Source organism: Rhizobium sp. rho-13.1, assembly GCF_007000305.1.
Taxonomy (GTDB): Bacteria; Pseudomonadota; Alphaproteobacteria; order Rhizobiales; family Rhizobiaceae; genus Rhizobium; species Rhizobium rhododendri.
In genome coordinates this window covers 545,353-564,683 of sequence record NZ_SCFL01000001.1, presented here as the reverse complement: position 1 = coordinate 564,683, position 19,331 = coordinate 545,353, and the positions used below count along the sequence as shown (strand labels likewise).

Below are 19,331 nucleotides of genomic sequence, written 5' to 3'. Positions count from 1 at the left end.
TCGGGTCGCCTGTTTCGTTTCGGAGATATGCCTCAGCGCGTTGCGAGCAGCCTTGTGACCAGTTCGGGCGTCAGCTCGTCGTAATGCTGGATGATGTGGTCCGGCGACAGGCTTGCAATCTCCACGTCGGAGTAGCCGAAGGGCACGGCGATCGACGGGACGGCGGCGTTGCGGGCGGCGAGGATGTCGTTGATGCTGTCGCCGACCATGATCGCCCGCGTCGCATCGCCGCCGGCCTTGTCGATGGTGCCGAGGATATGCTGGCCGTCAGGCTTGCGGACAGGGAAGGTATCGCCGCCAACGATGGTTGCGAAGTAGTGGTCGAGCTGCAGCTTCTGGAGCAGGGTTACAGCCAGCGCCTCTATCTTGTTGGTGCAGACAGCAAGCGCGAAGCCTTCGGCCCTGAGGCGGTCCAAGGCGGCGACGAGACCGGGATAAGGCTTGCTGTCGCCCGGCATGGTCTTGCCGTAGAAGTCAATGAAGCGCTCCATCAGAGGCGGCATGTCCTTTTCCTCGAGATCGTAACCGCCGAGCTTGCAGGCCCTTTGGATCATCGTCCTCGCGCCGTGGCCGACCAGATAGGTGAGGTCGTCAAAGCCGACCGGCTTGAGGTCGAGGGCGGCAATCGTGTGGTTTACGCTGGCGACGAGATCTGGCGCGGTATCGACCAACGTTCCATCGAGATCGAAGACTACAGTGGGAGTTTTCACGGGCAGACCGCCTTGGCTAACGGGGAGGGAAAAATGAGCCTTTCCAGTAAAAGATCGCGTCTGCCAATGCAACGCCGACGATCTCCGCCGGCCTCTTGCGCGCCTCTCGGAATGCCGCCGCAATTCTTTCGCACCGCCGAATTTTGGCTTCCGTTTGCCAAGCGGGCCGTGTAAACAGCACTCCATCGAAACGGTGGGAGCACGTGGCGCATGGACGCCCGCGAAATGAAGATCAAGGCTGCGGCAGTGGCTCTCGATTATGTCGAGAGCGGCATGCGGCTTGGCATCGGCACCGGCACCACCGCTGAAGAATTCGTCAGGCTGCTTGCCGAAAAGGTCGCCGACGGATTGCGGATCGAAGGCATTCCGACATCCGAGCGCACGGCGCGGCTCTGCATGGAGCTGGGCGTGCCGCTCAAATCACTGGACGAGCGCCCGGAACTGGACCTGACCATCGACGGCGCCGATGAACTCGACCACAGCTTGCGACTGATCAAGGGCGGTGGCGGCGCGCTGCTACGCGAGAAGATCGTCGCTGCCGCATCCGGCCGGATGATCGTCATTGCCGACGAGAGCAAGCTTGTCGAAACCCTGGGTGCATTTCCATTGCCCATCGAGGTCAACATCTTCGGGCTGACGGCAACGCGGATGATGATCGAAAAGGCTGCGGCCAGACTTGGGTTATCCGGCGCCCTGGCATTGCGCCAAGCAGGCGACCAGACTTTCACGACCGATGGCGGGCACTACATCCTCGATGCATCTTTTGGCCGCATTGCTGATGCAGAGGCGCTATCAGCCGCACTTCATTCCATACCCGGCGTTGTCGAACACGGGCTCTTTATCAACTTGGCGACGCTTGCGGTCATTGCCGGCCCGGCAGGCGCGCACACGCTTCACGCGCATCATACAGGAGATTGAACACATGATCAAAATAGCGGGTTTCGGCCGCCTGGCCGCTGCAACCGTTCTTCTTTCCGGCATGGCGTTCGGTTCAGTCAGCGCGCAGGAAATCTCCGAAGAACAGATGAAGGCTGCCCGTGCCGCGATTAACGCGCTCGGCATCACCAATCAGTTCGATTCCATTCTGCCGACGCTGGCCGAGCAGCTGAAAAGCACGATGATCCAGGCCAACCCGAATTTCCAGGAAGCCATCAGCTCGACCGTCGACCAGCAGGCGCTTGCGCTTGCTGCCCGCCGCGCCGACCTCGAGAAGGAAGCGGCTGCAACCTATGCCAAGTCGTTCACGACCGAAGAACTGAAGGCAATGGCCGACTTCTACAATTCGGAAGCGGGCAAGAAGCTCCTGAAGGATGGCCCGATCGCCACCCGCGAACTCTACAAGGCTGCCGACATCTGGGGACAGGGCATTTCGCGTGACCTCGCCAACCAGAGCAACAAGGCACTCGAGAAGATCGTCAAGGTTCCGCCGGCTCCGCCAGTTGCCGACGCCGCACCGGCACCGGCTGCCAAGGCACCTGCTGCAAAGCCGGCACCTGCTCCGAAGCCCTAATCGCTTCGCATATCTGCTATTCCAAAGCCCGGTTCATCCGGGCTTTTCTTTTTATCGCCGGTATTCCTATATCAGCATCGATCCAGCCGGCTCGCCGGCATAGAAATTCCAGGAGCTCCCATGCCGTCATTCGATTTTGATCTCTTCGTCATCGGTGGAGGCTCCGGCGGCGTGCGCAGCGCCCGCGTGGCGGCGTCGCTCGGCAAGAAAGTCGGGATTGCCGAGGAATTCCGGTATGGCGGCACCTGCGTCATCCGTGGTTGCGTTCCCAAAAAGCTGTTCGTCTATGCCTCGCAGTTCCACGAGCATTTCGAGGATGCGGAAGGGTTCGGCTGGACTGTCGGCAAGAGCACTTTCGACTGGAGCAAGCTGGTCGAGGCCAAGGACCGGGAAATCACCCGCCTCGAAGGCCTCTACCGCAAGGGCCTCGATAATGCCAAGGCCGAGATATACGACAGCCGCGCCGAGCTCGTCGATGCCCATACTGTGCGCCTCGTCAAGACCGGCCAGACGGTGACTGCTGAACGCATCGTCATCGCCGTAGGCGGAATGCCGAATGCGCACCAGTCGCTTCCGGGCCACGAGTTCTGCATCTCCTCGAACGAGGCCTTCGACCTGAAGACGCTGCCGAAGTCTATCCTGATTGCCGGCGGCGGTTACATCGCCGTCGAATTCGCCAATATCTTCCATGGCCTCGGCGTCGATACCACGCTCATCTATCGCGGTGCCGAGATCCTGTCGCGGTTCGATAACGACATGCGCCAGGGCCTGCATGAGGCAATGGTCGCCAAGGGCATCAAGATCCGCTGCCATGACGTCATCGAGGAAGTTACCAAGACGGCGGAGGGCCTGCAGGCCCGCACAAAGCAGGGCGATACGCTGACGGTCGACACGGTCATGCTGGCGCTCGGTCGCGATCCCCATACCAAGGGGCTCGGGCTGGAGGCCGCCGGCGTCAAGGTCGACGGTCGTGGCGCCATCGTCGTCGACGAATACTCGCGCACCTCGGTGCCCAACATCTTTGCACTCGGCGACGTCACCGATCGGGTACAGCTGACGCCGGTCGCCATTCACGAGGCGATGTGCTTCATCGAGACCGAATACAAGAACAATCCCACCAAGCCGGATCACCAGCTGATCGCCACCGCCGTGTTCTCGCAGCCGGAAATCGGCACCGTCGGCCTGAGCGAGGAGGAGGCCGCTAAAAAATACGAGGCGCTTGAAGTCTATCGCGCCCAGTTCCGGCCGATGAAGGCGACGCTATCGGGGCGGGCCGAAAAGAGCATCATGAAGCTGATCGTCAATGCGGCCGACCGCAAGGTGGTCGGCGCCCACATTCTCGGCCACGATGCCGGCGAGATGGCGCAGCTGCTCGGCATCACATTGAAGGCCGGCTGCACCAAGGACGATTTCGATCGCACCATGGCCGTCCACCCTACGGCTTCAGAAGAGCTGGTGACCATGTATACGCCGAGCTATCTGATCAAGAATGGCGCGCGCGTCTGATCAAGATTAATGGAGGCGAGCGCGCTATCTCGCGCTCGCCTCCAGTTTACCTGGTATCAGCTCGTCAGCCTGGACCCGTTGACCACCCGCATAAACAGCGCATTCATGGCATCGCTGATGCCTTGGGTCGGACTGACCTCGAAATAGAGGCCGGGTGACGCGCAGCTCTGCAGCTTGGCAGGGATCTGCTTGCTGAACGGATCGATCCACCTCACGTACCAAGGGTTAGCCGGCAGGGGCAGGTAGGTCGTATAGAGAATGGCTATCTTGACGCCGCGGTTCTTCAGGGGCGTACAGAAAGATGTGTCGATCGGCTCCTGGCAGCGGTTACCATCCAACGGTGCAGTGCAGCCGACCGGCTTGATGCTGTCGCCGACGCCGTCCGTCACGAAGAACAAGGTCTTCTGAGGGCTGCTGCTGGTGTAGCCATTTCCCGGTGTCGGGATTGTGGTGTTGAGCGCGGTCAGGGCGGTGTCGAAACTGGTCTGAGCATCGCTGTTATAGTTCTGCTGAGGAATGGTCATGAGATCGACGGCGCTGGTATAGGTCTGGACCTGCGCCAAGTCGGCCGTCAGGGGGGAGATCGTCGTCAGCGCCGCCGTTTCCGCCGCTGCGCCAAAGGTATAAACCGCCATGCGGTATTGGTCGGAGGAACTGCGCTGCGTCGTTGCAGTGGTTGTCAGGCTCTTCGTTGCCTCACGGACGACGTCGATTCGCATCGTAACTTTGAGGCTCTTTGCCAGCGTGTAATTGTCTTTGCCTTTGTTCGCGCCGGTCTCGTGACAGGCAAAGGCGCACTTGTCCGAGGTGTTGTCCTCCATGAGCGCCACATCATTCGGCGTGGCGCCTACGCCCATCGATGGCGTGTTGTCGATCAGGATGTAGAAATCCATGTAGGTCTGAGTCTGGTTTTGCGCCGTGGCCTTGCCTGCGATGGAGATGGTGTCCTGGCCGATTACATGCAGGAACGTCGTCGGCACTGTTGCCGTGAAGCTGACGTTCGACTGAAGCGTGTTGCCGGTCTTGGTGACTGCGATGGCGACCTTGACGTTGCTGCTGGTGAGTGCCGCGCTGTTCTGGGCAAAGAACAGCGAATTCGCATCGGTCTGGGCAACCGCGACGGTGCCATCCGACGTCATCCCCATGGCAGCGGTCACGCCAGGCGATTTTTCGGCGAGTGAACCGACGGCTGCGGCGTCGGCGGCAGCATATAGCTGGTTCCTGATATTCAGCGCATTGGCAAAGTCCACGGCCATGCCTGCGGTGCCGACTATGGGCACAAGCAGCAGTGCCGTCATGATGCCGAAGTTGCCGGATCTGTCTTTCCAGAGGTTTTGAATGCGCATCGTCGATAGCCCGTTCGCAGCTTTGCCGTCATGGCGATCGGTCGCGGCTATCATCGTCGCGGCGTTTGCGCGCTTTATAGGGTAGTTTCATCAACAATCCGGCAATTGCCGTGGTTTGTATTCGGTTAAAATCTGCATCGGAACGCGCAGAGAGTAGCCCCGCTATGCAAGTCGCACGCAAAGGGATATAAGCCGCGCTTATTTCGAAATAGCGGGAGAACCGGCGGAGACCGGGCGGAAAACAGGTGAGCACGATGGTACAGAATTGGTCCCCCAGCAGCTGGCGGCAGAAGCCTATCAGCCAGGTTCCGGAATACCCGGACAAGGATGCCGTGACGGTGATGGAAGCGCAGCTTGCGACCTATCCTCCGCTGGTCTTTGCCGGCGAGGCGCGTCGCCTGAAGAAGCACCTGGCGAATGTCGCCGAAGGCAACGCCTTCCTGCTGCAGGGCGGAGACTGTGCCGAGAGTTTTGCCGAACATGGCGCCGACAACATCCGTGATTTCTTCCGCGCCTTTCTCGAAATGGCAGTGGTGCTGACGTTCGGCGCCCAGCTGCCTGTCGTCAAGGTCGGTCGCATCGCCGGGCAATTCGCCAAGCCGCGCTCGTCGAATGTCGAGACGCAGGGCGACGTGACGCTGCCGGCCTATCGCGGCGACATCGTCAACGGCATCGAGTTCACCGAAAAGGCCCGCATTCCCGATCCGGAACGGCAGATCATGGCCTACCGCCAGTCCGCCGCGACGCTGAACCTGCTGCGCGCCTTCGCGATGGGTGGCTATGCCAACCTCGAAAACGTTCATCAATGGATGCTCGGATTCGTCAAGGACAGCCCGCAGGGCGAGCGCTACCGCAAGCTGGCCGACCGGATCAGCGAAACCATGGAATTCATGAAGGCCATCGGTATCTCGGCAGAGAACAATCCGAGCCTTCGCGAAACCGATTTCTTCACCAGCCACGAAGCATTGCTGCTGGGCTATGAGGAAGCGATGACCCGTGTCGACTCGACCTCGGGCGACTGGTATGCGACGTCTGGCCACATGCTGTGGATCGGCGACCGCACGCGCCAGCTCGACCACGCCCATGTCGAGTATTTCCGTGGCATCAAGAACCCGATCGGGCTGAAATGCGGTCCGTCGCTGACAGCCGACAACCTGCTGGAATTGATCGACGTGCTCAACCCTGCCAACGAGGCCGGGCGCCTGACGCTGATCTGCCGCTTCGGCCACGACAAGGTCGCCGACAATCTGCCGAAGCTGGTGCGCGCCGTCGAGCGCGAGGGCCGCAAGGTCGTCTGGTCCTGCGATCCGATGCATGGCAACACGATAACGCTCAACAACTACAAGACACGGCCTTTCGAGCGCATCCTGTCGGAAGTAGAAAGCTTCTTCCAGATCCACCGCGCCGAAGGCACGCATCCGGGCGGCATCCACATCGAGATGACCGGCAAGGACGTCACCGAATGCACTGGCGGTGCCCGCGCCGTCACGGCCGACGACCTTCAGGATCGCTACCACACCCATTGCGATCCACGCCTCAACGCCGACCAGGCGCTGGAGCTCGCCTTCCTGCTGGCAGAGCGCATGAAGGGCGGTCGCGACGAAAAGCGACTTGTCGCCAACGGCTGAGCAGTCTCAACATCACATCGAAAACGGGCCGGTCGAAAGACCGGCCCGTTTTGTTTTGGGACGTCGTCTATTGGACGAGTACGGGCTGCTGGCAGCGGACGTCTGTTACCGTGACGTCGGCCTGGCCGACCTTGACGCCGGCCAGAAGCAGCACGTTGCTGAGCAGATCGTTGAGCGGCGTGCTGATGCTCGAAAGCGTCATGGCCAGCGCTTGCTGAAAGACGGCCTTGGTGACGAGGGTGAGGCCCAGGATATTGATCGAATAGTTGGTGTTGGCGAAGAGGGACGAGATCGCGGAGGTCAGTGTGTCCGTGGTGGAGGCAGTCTTTTTCACCCCGGCAGCGATGTCTGCCGGCGTGAAGGTGAGCGTCGTCTTTGTCATATTTGTAATGGCGACGTGGGCGCTGGCCGTGGCGGTGATCAGGCCCAGCACGTTGACCAAGGTTGCAGCTGTCACGTCCGGGCCGGTCGCGAAATTGGAAAACTGTGTGGTGTCGACGTTGCCGATGTAGAGATCGGCGACGCCAGGTATGGTACTGACGGAGACATTGGCGTTCTGCGCGCCGTTGCCGAGGCAGGTGATGGCCGAAAGCTTTCCCGTCGCATTGGCCAGCTGCACGTAAAGCGGCAGCTGCACTTTGGTGCCAGCCAGCGCCGCCAGTGCGTCGATCGCTATGGATAGCTTGATACGGGTCTGGGAGGTGCGCACCACCGTGCCGACGGCGCCAACGGCCAGGGATGGTGTGCTTTGCGGCGGTTCGCCGATGGCCATCGTCATCTGCACCGTGGTGAGGCCTGGTATGGTGCCGCCGAGATTGACGGAAACCTGCTTGCTGCCATTGGCGGCGAGGGCGGCGGCCGTGACCAGATCCATGACGTTGGCAGCGAGGCTGATTTGCGAGCCGCTGCCGGTGGGTCTTTGGGCGACAGGCCCGAGCGACAATATATCGGCGAGCTTGAGCCGGAGCTGGGCACTGTTTGCCGCCGTCTGTACGGATTGAATGGCTTTCCGGGTGGCCGAGTTGAGACCGGCCTGACCGCCGATGGCATTGAGCACGTCGCCGAACTTGACGTCCGCCGCCAGTGTGTCGGCATAGCTGCCGGCGGTGAGGTTGAGGTTGGTCGCCAGCTTGTCGGTGACCGAGAGGGCGTTCACCTTGGTGGATAGCAGCGCGTTGTAATCCATGGCGCTGAGGGAAAGACTGGTCCCGAGCAAGCCACCCAGGACGGCATTCAGAAGTCCGTTGTTTACGCTTGCCAGCCCCGAGCCGATCGAAAATGCCGCAATCTTCTCTGTTGAGGCAGTGCCGACGGCCTCCAAAGTTGGCGGGGTTGCGAAACTCGCGGCAAAAATCAGTCCACCGGTCTGCTGGATTTTCACCTTGACGGCGTCGTATGGCGTGGCGCCCGGCACGAAGCGGCTGCCGAGGGCAATCGTCGGATCAGCGACGTAGGTGCCGAGCGTTATCGTTGCGATACCGTCGAACTTTGCCGCACTCACGGCGTCTCCAAGAGGCGACGTTCCGGTGTTCGAGACGTAGCCGCTTGCCGTCTGGACAGCCATATTCAGGTTATTGGTGCTGAAGTAGTTGAGAATATTGGCCTGGGCATTGTTTACGTCCGATGCCGCGACAATTGCGGACAGGTCGGCCGTCTGCTGCAGGCGGCGCTGCTGCAGCGTCAGCATGCCGTAATCGAGACCCAGGCTCATGCAGTAGAGAATGAGGGGTGCGGTGATGGCAGCCAGGATTGCGACGTTGCCTTGCTCGCTTAGGGTCCAGCGCCGCAGGATGGTTCCGATCGGCATCAGATGCCTCCCATGCGGATCGTAGCGGTGCGTACAATCGTCTTGCTTGGCATGGCGAAGCTGTAGAGGTTCCAGATCGGCAGGTCCTGGGCGTCGTAGGACAACTTGACCGTGAACTGGTTGGCGTTGGCCGGATCCGGCTGCACCGTGACTGTGAATTTGGCCGGGTTCAGAATGGCATCGTTAAGGGTGGAGGTGGTTATGTAGGTGTTGACCAGTTGCTCACGCTCGGCCTCGGTGACGCCGGCGATGGCGGTCCGGGCTGCATTGGCCGCGATCTGCTGAACGGAATGGGCGGCGCTGAGATAGATGCCGTAGGCGATCAACGTCATCAGCACGAGAATGAACACCGGAAAGATGATCGCAAATTCGAGGGCTGCAGTACCACGTTCGCAACGGCGAAATCTGCTCATAATCATCGTCTCCGTCTCCTCTTCGGTTGCGACAACCTTCCCAATCCTGCTGGTTCAATTTTGAATTGCGATATCCTAATATTAGGTTACCTATGCAATTTTTTGGCGGGTATATTTTTGAGCCACACGCACGCATGAATGGTGCGTGTCACATTAGATTGTCCCGAAATCGCACCTTTGGCCGTCAGATCTGGCTTTTTGGTGCGTCCAGGGGAACGACGGGGGGCGAAGATGGCTTAACGCCCTTTTAACTGCCTTTCGACGAGGGCTTGCCGGGAGCATTCAGCAAAGGGTCTGCTATCAGCGTGGCTGATGCTGCAGTCATGAAATCTGAAGTTGACAGCTGCATGCCGCACCATCAGGATGATACATAACGACAAGGATCGGGAAGGCGCTATGAAGGACGACCATACCGGATCTTGCCTCTGCGGCGCCGTGAAAATACGGACGACAGGTCCGCTCAGGGATGTGGTCGGGTGTCACTGCTCGCAATGCCGCAAGCAGACCGGACTCTACTTCGCCGCCACCAACGTGGCGACCGACCACCTTACGGTCGAGGGCGGTGAGAATGTCAGCTGGTATCGCTCCAGTCCCGCTGCCAGCCGCGGGTTCTGCAAGACCTGCGGCTCAGCGCTGTTCTGGGTCGCCGACGATGCCGAACAGATCTCGATCATGGCCGGCCTGTTCGATGATCCCAACGCGCTGAAAATGGGCCATCACATCTATTGCGCCGACAAGGCAGGCTTCTATAGCCTCCACGACGGTCTGCCCCAGTTCCCGAAATCCGACTAGCCATCGTCCGCAAGGGGCAGTCCCGCCGACGCTAGGCCTTTGCCTCCAGCAGCCTCGTAATGCGGCCCACTTCCTCCCTGAGGGCGGACAGTTCGGTCAACACCTGCAGGTCGATCTTCTCGTGCAGCGACAGGACTTCCAGTTCGGCCTTGAGGTTGACTTCATAGTCCTTGGCAGCCTCGAAGCGGTCGCGTTCGGTCTGGCGGTTCTGCGACATCATGATGATCGGCGCCTGGATGGCTGCGATCATCGAGAGGATCAGGTTGAGGAAGATGAACGGGTAGGGATCGAAGGCGCGTGACGAGAGCAGGATGGTGTTGAGCACCGTCCAGGCGACCAGGAACAACAGGAAGGAGACGATGAACGCCCATGATCCGCCGACGCGGGCGATCCCGTCTGCGAGCCGTTCCCCGACGGAGGCATTTGCGGAAAAGGCAGCGTTGACATCCGTCGAGATGATCTTGCGTTCGCGGGCTCGCTTCAGCACCCGCTTTTCGATGACGCCGAGATCGTCCGACGATTTATCGAAGTGGGTGTGAAAGAAGTTCGGGAGATTGGGCATGCGTGACTCCGATACTGGTTAGCGGCAGTATTCGGTTGCCACGATGAATTGCAACGGCAAAACATGGGAATGGCGATGCCTCACGCAATCGCGTCCAGTCGAGCCAGTTGATGTCGGGTGGGCGAGCCGTTAAAACCTCCCCGGTCGCCGTTTGCTTTTAGGCGGCGGCTTCGAGGATGGGTGAGACATGCGCAGTTCGGTCGAAATCTTCAACATTGCAACAGGTCGGAGCCGGGTCGTCTGGCAGACCGATCGTCTCGTCGAGGCGCCGAACTTTGCGCCAGACGGACGCTACCTGCTCGTCAACGATGACGGGCTTCTCTACCGCCTGTCGCTCGACGGGCTCGCCACTGTCGAGCGCGTCGACACAGGCTTTGCCAGCCGTTGCAACAACGACCATGGCATCTCGCCCGACGGTACGCTGATCGCGCTCTGCGACAAGGTCCAGTACGGCAAGTCCTGCATCTATCTCGTGCCTGCGGAAGGCGGTCTCCCCAGGCAGGTGACCACAAACCTCCCATCCTACTGGCACGGCTGGTCGCCGGACGGAAAGCATGTCAGCTACTGCGGCATTCGCGGCGATCTCTTCGACATCTACACGATATCGGTCGAGGGCGGCGAGGAGACGCGGTTGACCCATGGCGAGGGTCGCAACGACGGGCCGGACTGGTCGGCCGATGGTGCGTGGATCTATTTCAACTCCAGCCGGACCGGCCGTATGCAGATCTGGCGTATCCGGCCTGACGGTCGCGACCTGCAGCAGGTGACCGACGACGAGTTCGGCAACTGGTTTCCCCATCCGTCGCCGAAGAGCGACAAGGTGGTGCTGCTCTCCTACGACGGCGACGTCTTCGATCATCCGCGCGATCTCGACGTCCGCCTGCGGCTGATGGACATGGATGGCGGCAACATAACGACGTTGTTCGAGCTGTTCGGGGGCCAGGGGACAATCAACGTACCGAGTTGGTCACCCGATGGCGAGGAGTTCGCCTTTGTCAGGTATGAACCGGAGCGCTGAGCTCGCCTGCGATCCGCTTGCCATCGCCAGCCGGATCGCGCATATCTCCTTCATCAGGTGCCCGCCCAGGCGGGAGAATCGGGAAGCCGGTGCAAATCCGGCGCGTGCCCAACGCTGTAAGGCGGATGGCGATGCACAGGGAACGGTCAGTTATCCGATATGCCACTGGTTTCGACCGGGAAGGCAGCATCGCCAGATGAAGCCGAGCCAGAAGACCGGCCTGATAAGATAGACTGATCCCGCGAGGACGGCGGGCGGTTGGCATTGTTGGGGATATAAACGATGCGACCTGATTGCAGGGACGATCTCGTCCGCGCACACGCTTTTTCCGTCGCCGAGCGCGACGCCATCTACCACGCGATCGAAACGCGGCGTGACGTGCGGGACCAGTTCCTGCCGCAACCGCTGCCGGACGACCTGATCGCAAGGCTGCTGGGCGCTGCCCATCACGCGCCTTCTGTCGGCTTCATGCAGCCCTGGAATTTCATTCTCGTGCGCGACCCCGCCATCCGTGAGAAGGCCTTCGAAGCCTTCGAGCGCGCCAATGGCGAGGCTGCGTTGCAGTTCGAGGGCGCCCGTCGGGAGAGTTACCGGTCGCTGAAGCTCGAGGGCATCCGCAAGGCGCCACTCAGCATCTGCATCACCTGCGATCCGGATCGTGCCGGGCCCGTCGTGCTCGGCCGCACCCACAATCCGCGCATGGATGCCTATTCGACGGTCTGCGCCGTGCAGAACCTCTGGCTTGCGGCGCGAGCGGAGGGTGTCGGGGTCGGCTGGGTCAGCATTTTTCACGACGCCGATATCCGGGCGTTGCTTGGTATCCCGGAGCGGATCGAGATCATTGCCTGGCTCTGCCTGGGATTCGTAGACGAGCTCTATGGCGAACCGGAACTCGCCGTCAAAGGCTGGCGGCAGCGATTGCCGCTGGAGGATCTAGTGTTCGAGAATGGCTGGGGCCAGCCGCAGGGCTGAGGCCTATTGCTGGGGCTGCTCGCCGGGTACGGCCGGACGGGTGAGGTCTAGCTTGCGCTGGTCGGGCTGTAGGAACGCCGGGCCGACCTGACGGACATTGCCGGCGGACGGATCGTAGGGCCGTTCCACCGGCGGCGCATCGCCCTTTGCGGGTGCCGTCGGCACGGCCGGTGGCGACGCTTTTGGGATGATCGTCGTAATCGAGCCTTGCTGCGTGCCTGCGGTTGGCGGCTTGGTCAGCGCGTTCTGCCTTCGCATTTCCTCGTAATAGGCCGGCAGATTGCAGGTGCAGCTGGTCTTTTCATTCGGCGGCCGTTTGCGGAAGGCGAAGGCGTAGGGCATGGCGCTGTAGGGGGTGCCCGACGAGGCGGAGACCATCGCCGATGTTTCCTGATCCGGCAGACGGTGGAAGAACAACTCGGTCTTCACGCCCGGGCACATCCTCGCGCAGGTTTCGCCATCCCGCTGGAAATCGCCGGGCGCTGCATTCTGGGTCATCGGGAAGAAGCCGCCATCGCAGGTGCGCACACAGACCGTGCGGACATTTCCGCCGCCATAGGATTGACCGAAGGCGTAGCTCTGGACCGGCGATTGCGGTGCGGGTTCGCTGCCGGAGGGGCCGCCACTGCTGTCCAGCGTGGTTGCCCCCGGGGTTGCGGGGTAGCTGGGCTCGATGCCTGCCTGCGGGGGCGGGCGGTTGGTGATGATGGTATCGCCGCTATCCTGATCTTCGCAGCCGTTGGCGCGCAGCGCTGCGGAAAGCTGGTTGCGGGTGGGTCCTTCCGAAACGTCGCCGCGCTGGATCTGGTCGCGCTTGGCGACGAGATCCTGCAGGTTCTGCTGCATGCGCTGCAGGGTATCCTCGATCCGCGCGCAGGTGCCGCCGTCGTCACCGTTTATGATCACCATGCTGCCGGACGAGCACTCGTTTTCCTCAAGGTCGTTCTCGACTTGGCGCAACTCGGATATCTGCTGGGCGATGGCGGTGCGGTATTGCCGGAGCTGGCGGTTGGTGCCGACAGTTTCGCTGAGATTGGCCATCTGGCCGCGCAGGTCGTCGCAGATTGCGTTCGTCTGGGCAGCCAGTGGCGCTGCCATCGCCAAGGATGCGGCAAGCGCCCAAAATGAATGTTTCCAGCCCACTATCACGCTTTTGGCCTGCTCCGTTCGGATGGTTTCCGCCTCAGCTCGGGCGAAGGCGAAAATTCATCCATTGTCACGCGCAAGATATATGGCGCCGACTGACTTGCGCCAGCCCTGCGCTCGGCAGCAGGTGGTCGACCGCCGGGATGATGCCCGGCGGTCCCGTCAGTATCAGCCGGGCTGCGATGCCTCGACCACGGCCACGGCTGCCATGTTGACGACGCCACGGGAGGTGACCGAGGGCGACAGGATATGGGCCGGCAGGGCCGTTCCGAGCAGGATCGGGCCGACATGCAGCCCGTCAATCATCTCCTTGACAACGCCAAGCGTGATGTTGGCCGCATCGAGGTTCGGGAACACCAGCAGGTTGGCTTCGTCGGTCAGCGTGCTATCCGGCATGACGCGGCGGCGCAAATGCTCGGAAATCGCGCTGTCGCCGTGCATTTCGCCATCGACCTCTAGATCGGGGGCTGCAAGCCGGATGAGCCGCAGGGCATTGCGCATCTTCGTGGCGCTCTCCGATTCGCGCGAGCCGAAGTTCGAATGCGAGACAAGGGCGGCGCGTGGCGTGATCCCGAAGCGGCGGATTTCCTCCGCTGCCAGCACTGTCGATTCGGCAATCTCTTCGGCCGTCGGATTAAAGTTAACGTAGGTGTCGGTATAGAACGTGTTGCCGCGCTGCGAGATGAGCAGGCTCATGGCAGAGAAGTCGCGGACATTGTTACGCTTGCCGATAATCTGGCGGACAACGCGTAGGTGCCGCTCGTAGCGGCCTTCGAGGCCGCAGATCAGTGCATCGGCGTCGCCACGCTTCAGCGCCAGTGCGCCGATGACGGTGGTGTTGGTGCGCACGATGGTACGGGCTGCCTCCGGGATGACGCCGCTGCGGCCGACCAGCGAGAAATAGAGGTCGGCGTAATCGCGGAAGCGCGGATCGTCTTCCGGGTTGATGACTTCGAAGTCGGTATGCGGGCGGATTTTGAGGCCATAGCGCTTCAGGCGGGTCTCGATGACGCTGGGGCGGCCGATGAGGATCGGCACGGCCGTGTTTTCCTCGAGCAGCACCTGTGCGGCGCGCAGCACGCGTTCGTCTTCGCCTTCGGAAAACACGACGCGCTTCGGCTGAGCGAGCTTGGCAGCTGCAAAGATCGGCTTCATGACGAAGCCGGAGCGGAAGACGAAGCGGTTGAGCGTGTCGAGATAGGCATCGAAATCGGTGATCGGGCGAAGCGCCACACCGCTCTCTTCCGCAGCCTTGGCGACGGCCGGGGCGATGCGCAGGATCAGGCGGGGATCGAAGGGCGAAGGGATCAGGTATTCCGGGCCGAAGATCGGGGTCTCGCCGGTATAGGCGCGGGCGGCAACATCCGACGGTGCCTCGCGGGCAAGGGCTGCGATGGCGCGCACTGCCGCCATCTTCATTTCCTCGTTGATCGTCGTCGCGCCGCAATCCAGCGCGCCGCGGAAGATGTAGGGGAAGCAGAGGACGTTGTTGACCTGGTTCGGGAAATCCGAGCGCCCGGTGCAGATCATCGCGTCGGGCCGGGCGGCGCGGGCGAGTTCCGGCATGATTTCGGGGTTGGGATTGGCAAGCGCCATGATCAGCGGCTTTTCGGCCATCTGTACCAGCAGTTCCGGCTTCAGCACGCCGGCGGCCGACAGGCCGAGGAACACATCGGCGCCGCCGATCGATTCGGCCAGCGTCCGCTTGTCGCTCGGCTGGGCATAGACCGACTTCCACTCGTCCATCAGCACGTTGCGGTCGGTGTAGACCAGGCCCTCGATATCGTGGACCCAGATGTTTTCGCGCTTGGCGCCCAGAATGACCAAAAGGTTGAGACAGGCGAGTGCGGCAGCGCCTGCACCGGATGCGACGATCTTGACGTTCTCGATCGTCTTGCCGGCCAGCTCCAGGCCGTTCAGTATGGCGGCGGCGACGATGATCGCAGTGCCGTGCTGGTCGTCGTGGAAGACCGGGATCTTCATCATCTCGCGCAGCCGGCGCTCGACGTCGAAGCATTCGGGCGCCTTGATGTCCTCGAGATTGATGCCGCCGAAGGTCGGCTCCAGTGCCGAGATCGTCGAGACCATCTCGTCGACGGTCGGTGCCTCGATCTCGATGTCGAAGACATCGATGCCGGCGAACTTCTTGAACAGGACGGCCTTGCCTTCCATCACCGGCTTTGAGGCCAGCGGACCGATATTGCCGAGGCCAAGCACGGCCGTGCCGTTGGATATGACGGCCACGAGATTGGCGCGCGAGGTATATTCGGCAGCCATTTCAGGGTTGTCGCGGATGGCGAGACAGGGAGCGGCGACGCCCGGCGAATAGGCGAGCGCTAGGTCGCGCTGGTTGCCGAGCGGCTTCGTCGCCTGTATCTCCAGCTTGCCCGGACGAGGATAGCGATGGAAGAAAAGCGCCTGTTCGTCGAGGTCACCGCTGGTCATGTTCTTCTGTGCCTTCGATGCATCCTGCGGGTCCATCACGCTTCTCCATTACCATTCGTCTAACGATTTCACGTCACTGCATACAACAATCCTCGGGGGTGCACAGTACGGAATTGTGGCATGGCGGCAAGATTTTGCCGATGCGCGGCGGGGTAAGCTACGCCATCTTCGCGCTCGAATTGGATATGATGTCATCTTCCTGAAACACGAGTCTGATTATTCCGGGCACAGCGAAGATTGGGGCACGGGCATTACGTTCGTGGAGACATTGATGGACACTCGACACTTCCGAACCCTGTTCATTTCCGACGTTCATCTGGGATCGAAGGCTGCCAAGGCTGACTATCTTCTCGACTTCCTGCGCTATCACGAAGCCGATACCCTGTACCTCGTCGGCGACATCATCGACGGCTGGCGGCTGAAGCGCAGCTGGTACTGGCCGCAGGATTGCAACGATGTCGTTCAGAAGATCCTGCGCAAGGCGCGCAAGGGCACGCGCATCGTCTACATCCCCGGCAATCACGACGAATTCCTGCGCGATTTCCCGGGTAACCATTTCGGCGGTATCGAGGTCGCCGAACGGGCGATCCACACCACCGCCGACGGCAAGACCTATCTCGTGCTGCACGGCGACGAATTCGATGTGGTGGTCCGCAACGCCCGGCTGCTCGCTTATCTCGGCGACTGGGCCTACGACGTCGCCATCGTGCTGAACATCGCGCTCGCCAGCATTCGGCGCCGGCTCGGCATGCCTTACTGGTCGTTCTCAGCCTGGGCCAAGCAGCAGGTCAAGCATGCGGTCAACTTCATCGGCGAGTTCCAGCGCGTGGTGGCCGAAGAGGCCAAGCGCAATCATGCCGACGGGGTCATTTGTGGCCATATCCACCATGCCGTCATCGAGGACATCGATGGCCTGCGCTACATCAACACCGGCGACTGGGTTGAAAGCTGTACGGCGATTGCCGAGCATGAGGATGGAAGCTTCGAACTGATCACCTGGCGCCAGATCCTCGACGCCAAGCCTGCTACAGCCGTTGCCGAGAGCCGCCAGGATCGTCTGCCGTCGCGCCCGGCCATGGACCTTGCGCTGATGATGGCCGAAGCAAAGGCGGCGTCCGGGATGACCGCTGCCGAGTGAGCGGACAACGCCCTCCATCTCTTTGAATTTCCCGCCGATCTGAAGGCGCCGCCGTAGGCGCGATCGCGAATGCGTGGTAGGGAATCAGCGTTTCCAAATCAGGCATTGTCATGATTCCCGCAACGATGACTTCGACGGGCAGGGAGGCTCCTGCCTATTTCCGGCTGCGCAGCGCCCTGTCCTATTGTGCCCCGCTGATCGTCAACGGCATCGCCCTGCCGTTCTTTCCGGTTTTCCTCGCGACACTGAAGTTCAACGACCAGCAGATCGGTATCATTCTCGCCTTGCCGATGGTCGTGCGGGTGCTGGTCGCGCCGGTCGTGGCGCTGTTTGCCGACAGGATGCGGGAACGGGCGACGGTGCTTCTCTGGTCCGGAGGCCTGTCGCTGTTGACCGCGATCGCGCTGTTCTGGACCGACGACTTCGCGACCGTCCTGTTGGTCTATGCGCTGCAGGGCGCCACCTATGCGCCTTACCTGCCGGTGGTCGAGTCGATTACCATCTCGGGAGTCCGCCGCTGGGGCATCGATTACGGTTCGACCAGGGTGTGGGGATCGATCGCCTTCATTGTCTCGACACTGATCGGCGGGCAGGTGATCGGCGCGTTCGGCGGCAGGATGGTTTTGCCGCTAATGGTCATCGGCTTCATCCTGACGACTGTCATGGCGCTCTATTGTCCCCGCATCGGGCCAACGCGGCGTCGCGGCCTGCCGCTCGACATCAAGGCGCCGCCCATCGGCAATGCGCTCAGGAATCCGCGCCTGCTGCTGACCATGATCGGCGTTTCGGTCCAGCAGGCAAGCCATGCGCTGTTCTACACATTCGCCTCGATCTACTGGCACCAGATCGGTTTTTCAGGCACGCAGGTGGGGATACTCTGGAGCGCCGGGGTGGCGGCCGAGGTGACGATCTTCTTCCTCTCGAAACGGCTGGGACGCCGGTTCAGTGCCTGGACCCTGATGCGCTTCGGCGCGGCGATGTGCGTCTGCCGGTGGATCGTCTTTCCGATGGACCTCGGCTTTGCAGGCCACTTCGTGCTGCAGTGCTTTCACGCCTTCACCTATGCCTGCGTCCACATCGGCGTGCAGCGCCGCATCGTGGCGACGGTGCAGGAAACGCAGGAGGCGTCCGCGCAGGGCGTCTACTTTTTCTATAATGGCATGTGTCTCGGCATCGCGACTATCGCCTCCGGCTATGTCTACGGCTGGCTCGGCACGTCGGGTTTCTACCTGATGGCGCTGATCGCGGCTGCCGGGCTCACCATGATCGTCGTCGCCTCCCGCCTTCAGCCCCACAATTCCGAGAGCGGTGGAAAGACCAGCGAGCCCTCGTAGCGCAATCCGGGTTCGCGGTCGCGGGAAAGCAGCAGCGGTCCGTCGAGATCGACGAAGGCCGCGTCCTGGGCCAGCATCAGCGCCGGTGCCATCGCCAGCGATGTGCCGACCATGCAGCCGATCATGATCCGGAAGCCGAGCCGTTCGCCCTCTGCCTTCATGCGGAGGGCCTCCGTCAGCCCGCCTGTCTTGTCGAGTTTGATGTTGATGGCGTCGTAGCGGTCGCGCAGGCTTTCGAGATCGCCGGTGTGATGGACGCTTTCGTCGGCGCAGACGGGGACGGGCCTTCTGATAGTTGCCAGCAGCCTGTCGTTGCCGGCGGGCAGGGGCTGCTCGACCAGGGCAATCCCTGCTTCGGCGGAGATCTCTAGGTGGCGGGCAAGATTGTCTTCCGTCCATCCTTCATTCGCATCGAGGATGATAGCCGATTGCGGCGCTGCAATGCGTACCGCGCGGATACGGCTTTCGTCATCGGAGGTGCCGATCTTGACTTTCAGCAGGGCGCGGTGCGCCTGTGCGCCGGCTGCTGCCGCCATGACCTCGGGCTCGCCCAGCGAAATCGTAAAGGCGGTCGTGCGAGGCTCCATCGTCGAGAGGCCGATGGTCCGCGCCACCGATATACCGGAGCGCTTTGCCTCGAGATCCCAGAGCGCGCAGTCGACGGCGTTTCGGGCAGCGCCGGGCTTCATGGCGACCGCCAACTCTTCGCGAGTCATGCCTGATTCGACGGCAGTCCGGACCGACTCGATCTCCGAAATGACACTTTCGATTGTCTCGCCGTAGCGCCGATACGGCACGCATTCGCCACTTCCCTGCCATTCGCTCTCGCTAATGTTGCATGTGACGACCTCCGCTGTGATCTTACTGCCACGCGAAATTGTGAATGTGCCGGCGATCGGCCAGGAATTCATTTGGACATTGAGAAGGCGTGACATATCTGCTCTTTCTGCGGCACGAGACTGTAGATCGTTTCTGTATAGTCGCGTAATGAGCGGGATGCGATA

At 61.5% G+C, this 19,331-nt stretch carries 17 protein-coding genes and 1 riboswitch; of the genes, 9 read left to right on the top strand and 8 right to left on the bottom strand.

Going from position 1 to position 19,331, the window contains the following annotated elements; translation table 11 throughout:
- Nucleotides 1–32: 32 nt before the first annotated feature.
- Nucleotides 33–710, bottom strand: a complete 678-nt coding sequence (locus EQW76_RS02945; protein WP_224127700.1) for an HAD family hydrolase — start codon at nt 708–710, stop codon at nt 33–35.
- Nucleotides 711–920: 210 nt separating this feature from the next.
- On the opposite strand from EQW76_RS02945, the gene rpiA reads away from it, so the two are divergent.
- From rpiA to gor, 3 genes are all read left to right on the top strand, one after another.
- Nucleotides 921–1,628, top strand: a complete 708-nt coding sequence (gene rpiA / locus EQW76_RS02940) for a ribose-5-phosphate isomerase RpiA (RefSeq protein WP_142822942.1) — start codon at nt 921–923, stop codon at nt 1,626–1,628.
- A 4-nt stretch (nt 1,629–1,632) separates the two neighbouring features.
- Nucleotides 1,633–2,220 (top strand): DUF2059 domain-containing protein, encoded by a 588-nt coding sequence (locus tag EQW76_RS02935; protein ID WP_142822940.1) that lies wholly within the window; start codon nt 1,633–1,635, stop codon nt 2,218–2,220.
- A gap of 120 nt (nt 2,221–2,340) precedes the next feature.
- The gene (gor, locus tag EQW76_RS02930) at nt 2,341–3,726 is read left to right on the top strand and encodes a glutathione-disulfide reductase (protein WP_142822938.1); all 1,386 of its coding nucleotides are present in this window, start codon (nt 2,341–2,343) and stop codon (nt 3,724–3,726) included.
- A 56-nt stretch (nt 3,727–3,782) separates the two neighbouring features.
- On the opposite strand, the gene EQW76_RS02925 is transcribed toward gor, so the two are convergent.
- The gene (locus EQW76_RS02925) at nt 3,783–5,072 is read right to left on the bottom strand and encodes a pilus assembly protein TadG-related protein (RefSeq protein WP_142822936.1); all 1,290 of its coding nucleotides are present in this window, start codon (nt 5,070–5,072) and stop codon (nt 3,783–3,785) included.
- Between the two features lie 254 nt (nt 5,073–5,326).
- Here EQW76_RS02925 and EQW76_RS02920 point away from each other — a divergent pair, with 254 nt between their 5' ends.
- On the top strand, nt 5,327–6,700 hold the full coding sequence (locus EQW76_RS02920) for a 3-deoxy-7-phosphoheptulonate synthase class II (RefSeq protein WP_142822934.1): 1,374 nt from the start codon (nt 5,327–5,329) through the stop codon (nt 6,698–6,700).
- 67 nt (nt 6,701–6,767) lie between these two features.
- Here EQW76_RS02920 and EQW76_RS02915 read toward each other — a convergent pair whose 3' ends face one another.
- Together EQW76_RS02915 and EQW76_RS02910 are read right to left on the bottom strand one after the other, a co-directional pair.
- Nucleotides 6,768–8,507 (bottom strand): pilus assembly protein TadG-related protein, encoded by a 1,740-nt coding sequence (locus EQW76_RS02915; RefSeq protein WP_142822933.1) that lies wholly within the window; start codon nt 8,505–8,507, stop codon nt 6,768–6,770.
- Nucleotides 8,507–8,920: a TadE/TadG family type IV pilus assembly protein gene (locus EQW76_RS02910; RefSeq protein WP_224127698.1), complete on the bottom strand. Its 414-nt coding sequence runs from the start codon at nt 8,918–8,920 to the stop codon at nt 8,507–8,509. Before EQW76_RS02910 ends, EQW76_RS02915 begins: the two co-directional genes overlap by 1 nt.
- Nucleotides 8,921–9,316: 396 nt before the next feature.
- Here EQW76_RS02910 and EQW76_RS02905 point away from each other — a divergent pair, with 396 nt between their 5' ends.
- Entirely contained in the window at nt 9,317–9,712 is a 396-nt protein-coding gene (locus EQW76_RS02905) for a GFA family protein (protein ID WP_142822929.1), read from the top strand.
- A gap of 31 nt (nt 9,713–9,743) precedes the next feature.
- Here the strand turns inward: EQW76_RS02905 and EQW76_RS02900 are convergent, their stop codons facing one another.
- A complete protein-coding gene (locus EQW76_RS02900) occupies nt 9,744–10,274 on the bottom strand; it encodes a DUF1003 domain-containing protein (protein WP_142822927.1) in 531 nt (176 codons plus the stop codon).
- A 187-nt stretch (nt 10,275–10,461) separates the two neighbouring features.
- Between EQW76_RS02900 and EQW76_RS02895 the strand changes: the two genes are divergently transcribed.
- Entirely contained in the window at nt 10,462–11,292 is an 831-nt protein-coding gene (locus tag EQW76_RS02895; RefSeq protein ID WP_142822926.1) for a TolB family protein, read from the top strand.
- Between the two features lie 38 nt (nt 11,293–11,330).
- Nucleotides 11,331–11,531, top strand: a riboswitch (cobalamin riboswitch).
- A 43-nt stretch (nt 11,532–11,574) separates the two neighbouring features.
- Nucleotides 11,575–12,264, top strand: coding sequence for a 5,6-dimethylbenzimidazole synthase (bluB, locus tag EQW76_RS02890; RefSeq protein WP_142822924.1), 690 nt, complete (start codon nt 11,575–11,577; stop codon nt 12,262–12,264).
- 3 nt (nt 12,265–12,267) lie between these two features.
- Here bluB and EQW76_RS02885 read toward each other — a convergent pair whose 3' ends face one another.
- Together EQW76_RS02885 and EQW76_RS02880 are read right to left on the bottom strand one after the other, a co-directional pair.
- Nucleotides 12,268–13,362, bottom strand: a complete 1,095-nt coding sequence (locus EQW76_RS02885) for a DUF2865 domain-containing protein (RefSeq protein WP_142822922.1) — start codon at nt 13,360–13,362, stop codon at nt 12,268–12,270.
- Nucleotides 13,363–13,578: 216 nt separating this feature from the next.
- Nucleotides 13,579–15,891 carry an NADP-dependent malic enzyme gene (locus tag EQW76_RS02880; RefSeq protein WP_142822920.1) on the bottom strand — a complete coding sequence of 771 codons (2,313 nt, stop codon included), beginning with the start codon at nt 15,889–15,891 and terminating at the stop codon, nt 13,579–13,581.
- Nucleotides 15,892–16,126: 235 nt separating this feature from the next.
- Between EQW76_RS02880 and EQW76_RS02875 the strand changes: the two genes are divergently transcribed.
- Nucleotides 16,127–16,993, top strand: a complete 867-nt coding sequence (locus tag EQW76_RS02875; protein WP_142822918.1) for a UDP-2,3-diacylglucosamine diphosphatase — start codon at nt 16,127–16,129, stop codon at nt 16,991–16,993.
- 110 nt (nt 16,994–17,103) lie between these two features.
- Nucleotides 17,104–18,327, top strand: a complete 1,224-nt coding sequence (locus EQW76_RS02870) for an MFS transporter (RefSeq protein ID WP_142822916.1) — start codon at nt 17,104–17,106, stop codon at nt 18,325–18,327.
- On the opposite strand, the gene dgcA is transcribed toward EQW76_RS02870, so the two are convergent.
- On the bottom strand, nt 18,279–19,262 hold the full coding sequence (gene dgcA / locus EQW76_RS02865) for an N-acetyl-D-Glu racemase DgcA (RefSeq protein ID WP_142822914.1): 984 nt from the start codon (nt 19,260–19,262) through the stop codon (nt 18,279–18,281). The two genes, EQW76_RS02870 and dgcA, sit on opposite strands and share 49 nt — an antisense overlap.
- Nucleotides 19,263–19,331 lie beyond the last annotated feature (69 nt).

What these genes read in the sequence shown, in the direction of transcription:
- bluB (WP_142822924.1), top strand. Translation starts at nt 11,575, where the DNA reads ATGCGACCTGATTGCAGGGACGATCTCGTCCGCGCACACGCTTTTTCC.
- EQW76_RS02910 (WP_224127698.1), bottom strand. Translation starts at nt 8,920, where the DNA reads ATGAGCAGATTTCGCCGTTGCGAACGTGGTACTGCAGCCCTCGAATTT.
- rpiA (WP_142822942.1), top strand. Translation starts at nt 921, where the DNA reads ATGGACGCCCGCGAAATGAAGATCAAGGCTGCGGCAGTGGCTCTCGAT.
- EQW76_RS02925 (WP_142822936.1), bottom strand. Translation starts at nt 5,072, where the DNA reads ATGCGCATTCAAAACCTCTGGAAAGACAGATCCGGCAACTTCGGCATC.
- EQW76_RS02880 (WP_142822920.1), bottom strand. Translation starts at nt 15,891, where the DNA reads ATGGACCCGCAGGATGCATCGAAGGCACAGAAGAACATGACCAGCGGT.
- EQW76_RS02915 (WP_142822933.1), bottom strand. Translation starts at nt 8,507, where the DNA reads ATGCCGATCGGAACCATCCTGCGGCGCTGGACCCTAAGCGAGCAAGGC.
- EQW76_RS02870 (WP_142822916.1), top strand. Translation starts at nt 17,104, where the DNA reads ATGATTCCCGCAACGATGACTTCGACGGGCAGGGAGGCTCCTGCCTAT.
- EQW76_RS02875 (WP_142822918.1), top strand. Translation starts at nt 16,127, where the DNA reads ATGGACACTCGACACTTCCGAACCCTGTTCATTTCCGACGTTCATCTG.
- EQW76_RS02905 (WP_142822929.1), top strand. Translation starts at nt 9,317, where the DNA reads ATGAAGGACGACCATACCGGATCTTGCCTCTGCGGCGCCGTGAAAATA.
- EQW76_RS02895 (WP_142822926.1), top strand. Translation starts at nt 10,462, where the DNA reads ATGCGCAGTTCGGTCGAAATCTTCAACATTGCAACAGGTCGGAGCCGG.
- EQW76_RS02935 (WP_142822940.1), top strand. Translation starts at nt 1,633, where the DNA reads ATGATCAAAATAGCGGGTTTCGGCCGCCTGGCCGCTGCAACCGTTCTT.
- EQW76_RS02900 (WP_142822927.1), bottom strand. Translation starts at nt 10,274, where the DNA reads ATGCCCAATCTCCCGAACTTCTTTCACACCCACTTCGATAAATCGTCG.
- EQW76_RS02920 (WP_142822934.1), top strand. Translation starts at nt 5,327, where the DNA reads ATGGTACAGAATTGGTCCCCCAGCAGCTGGCGGCAGAAGCCTATCAGC.
- dgcA (WP_142822914.1), bottom strand. Translation starts at nt 19,262, where the DNA reads ATGTCACGCCTTCTCAATGTCCAAATGAATTCCTGGCCGATCGCCGGC.
- gor (WP_142822938.1), top strand. Translation starts at nt 2,341, where the DNA reads ATGCCGTCATTCGATTTTGATCTCTTCGTCATCGGTGGAGGCTCCGGC.
- EQW76_RS02885 (WP_142822922.1), bottom strand. Translation starts at nt 13,362, where the DNA reads ATGGCAGCGCCACTGGCTGCCCAGACGAACGCAATCTGCGACGACCTG.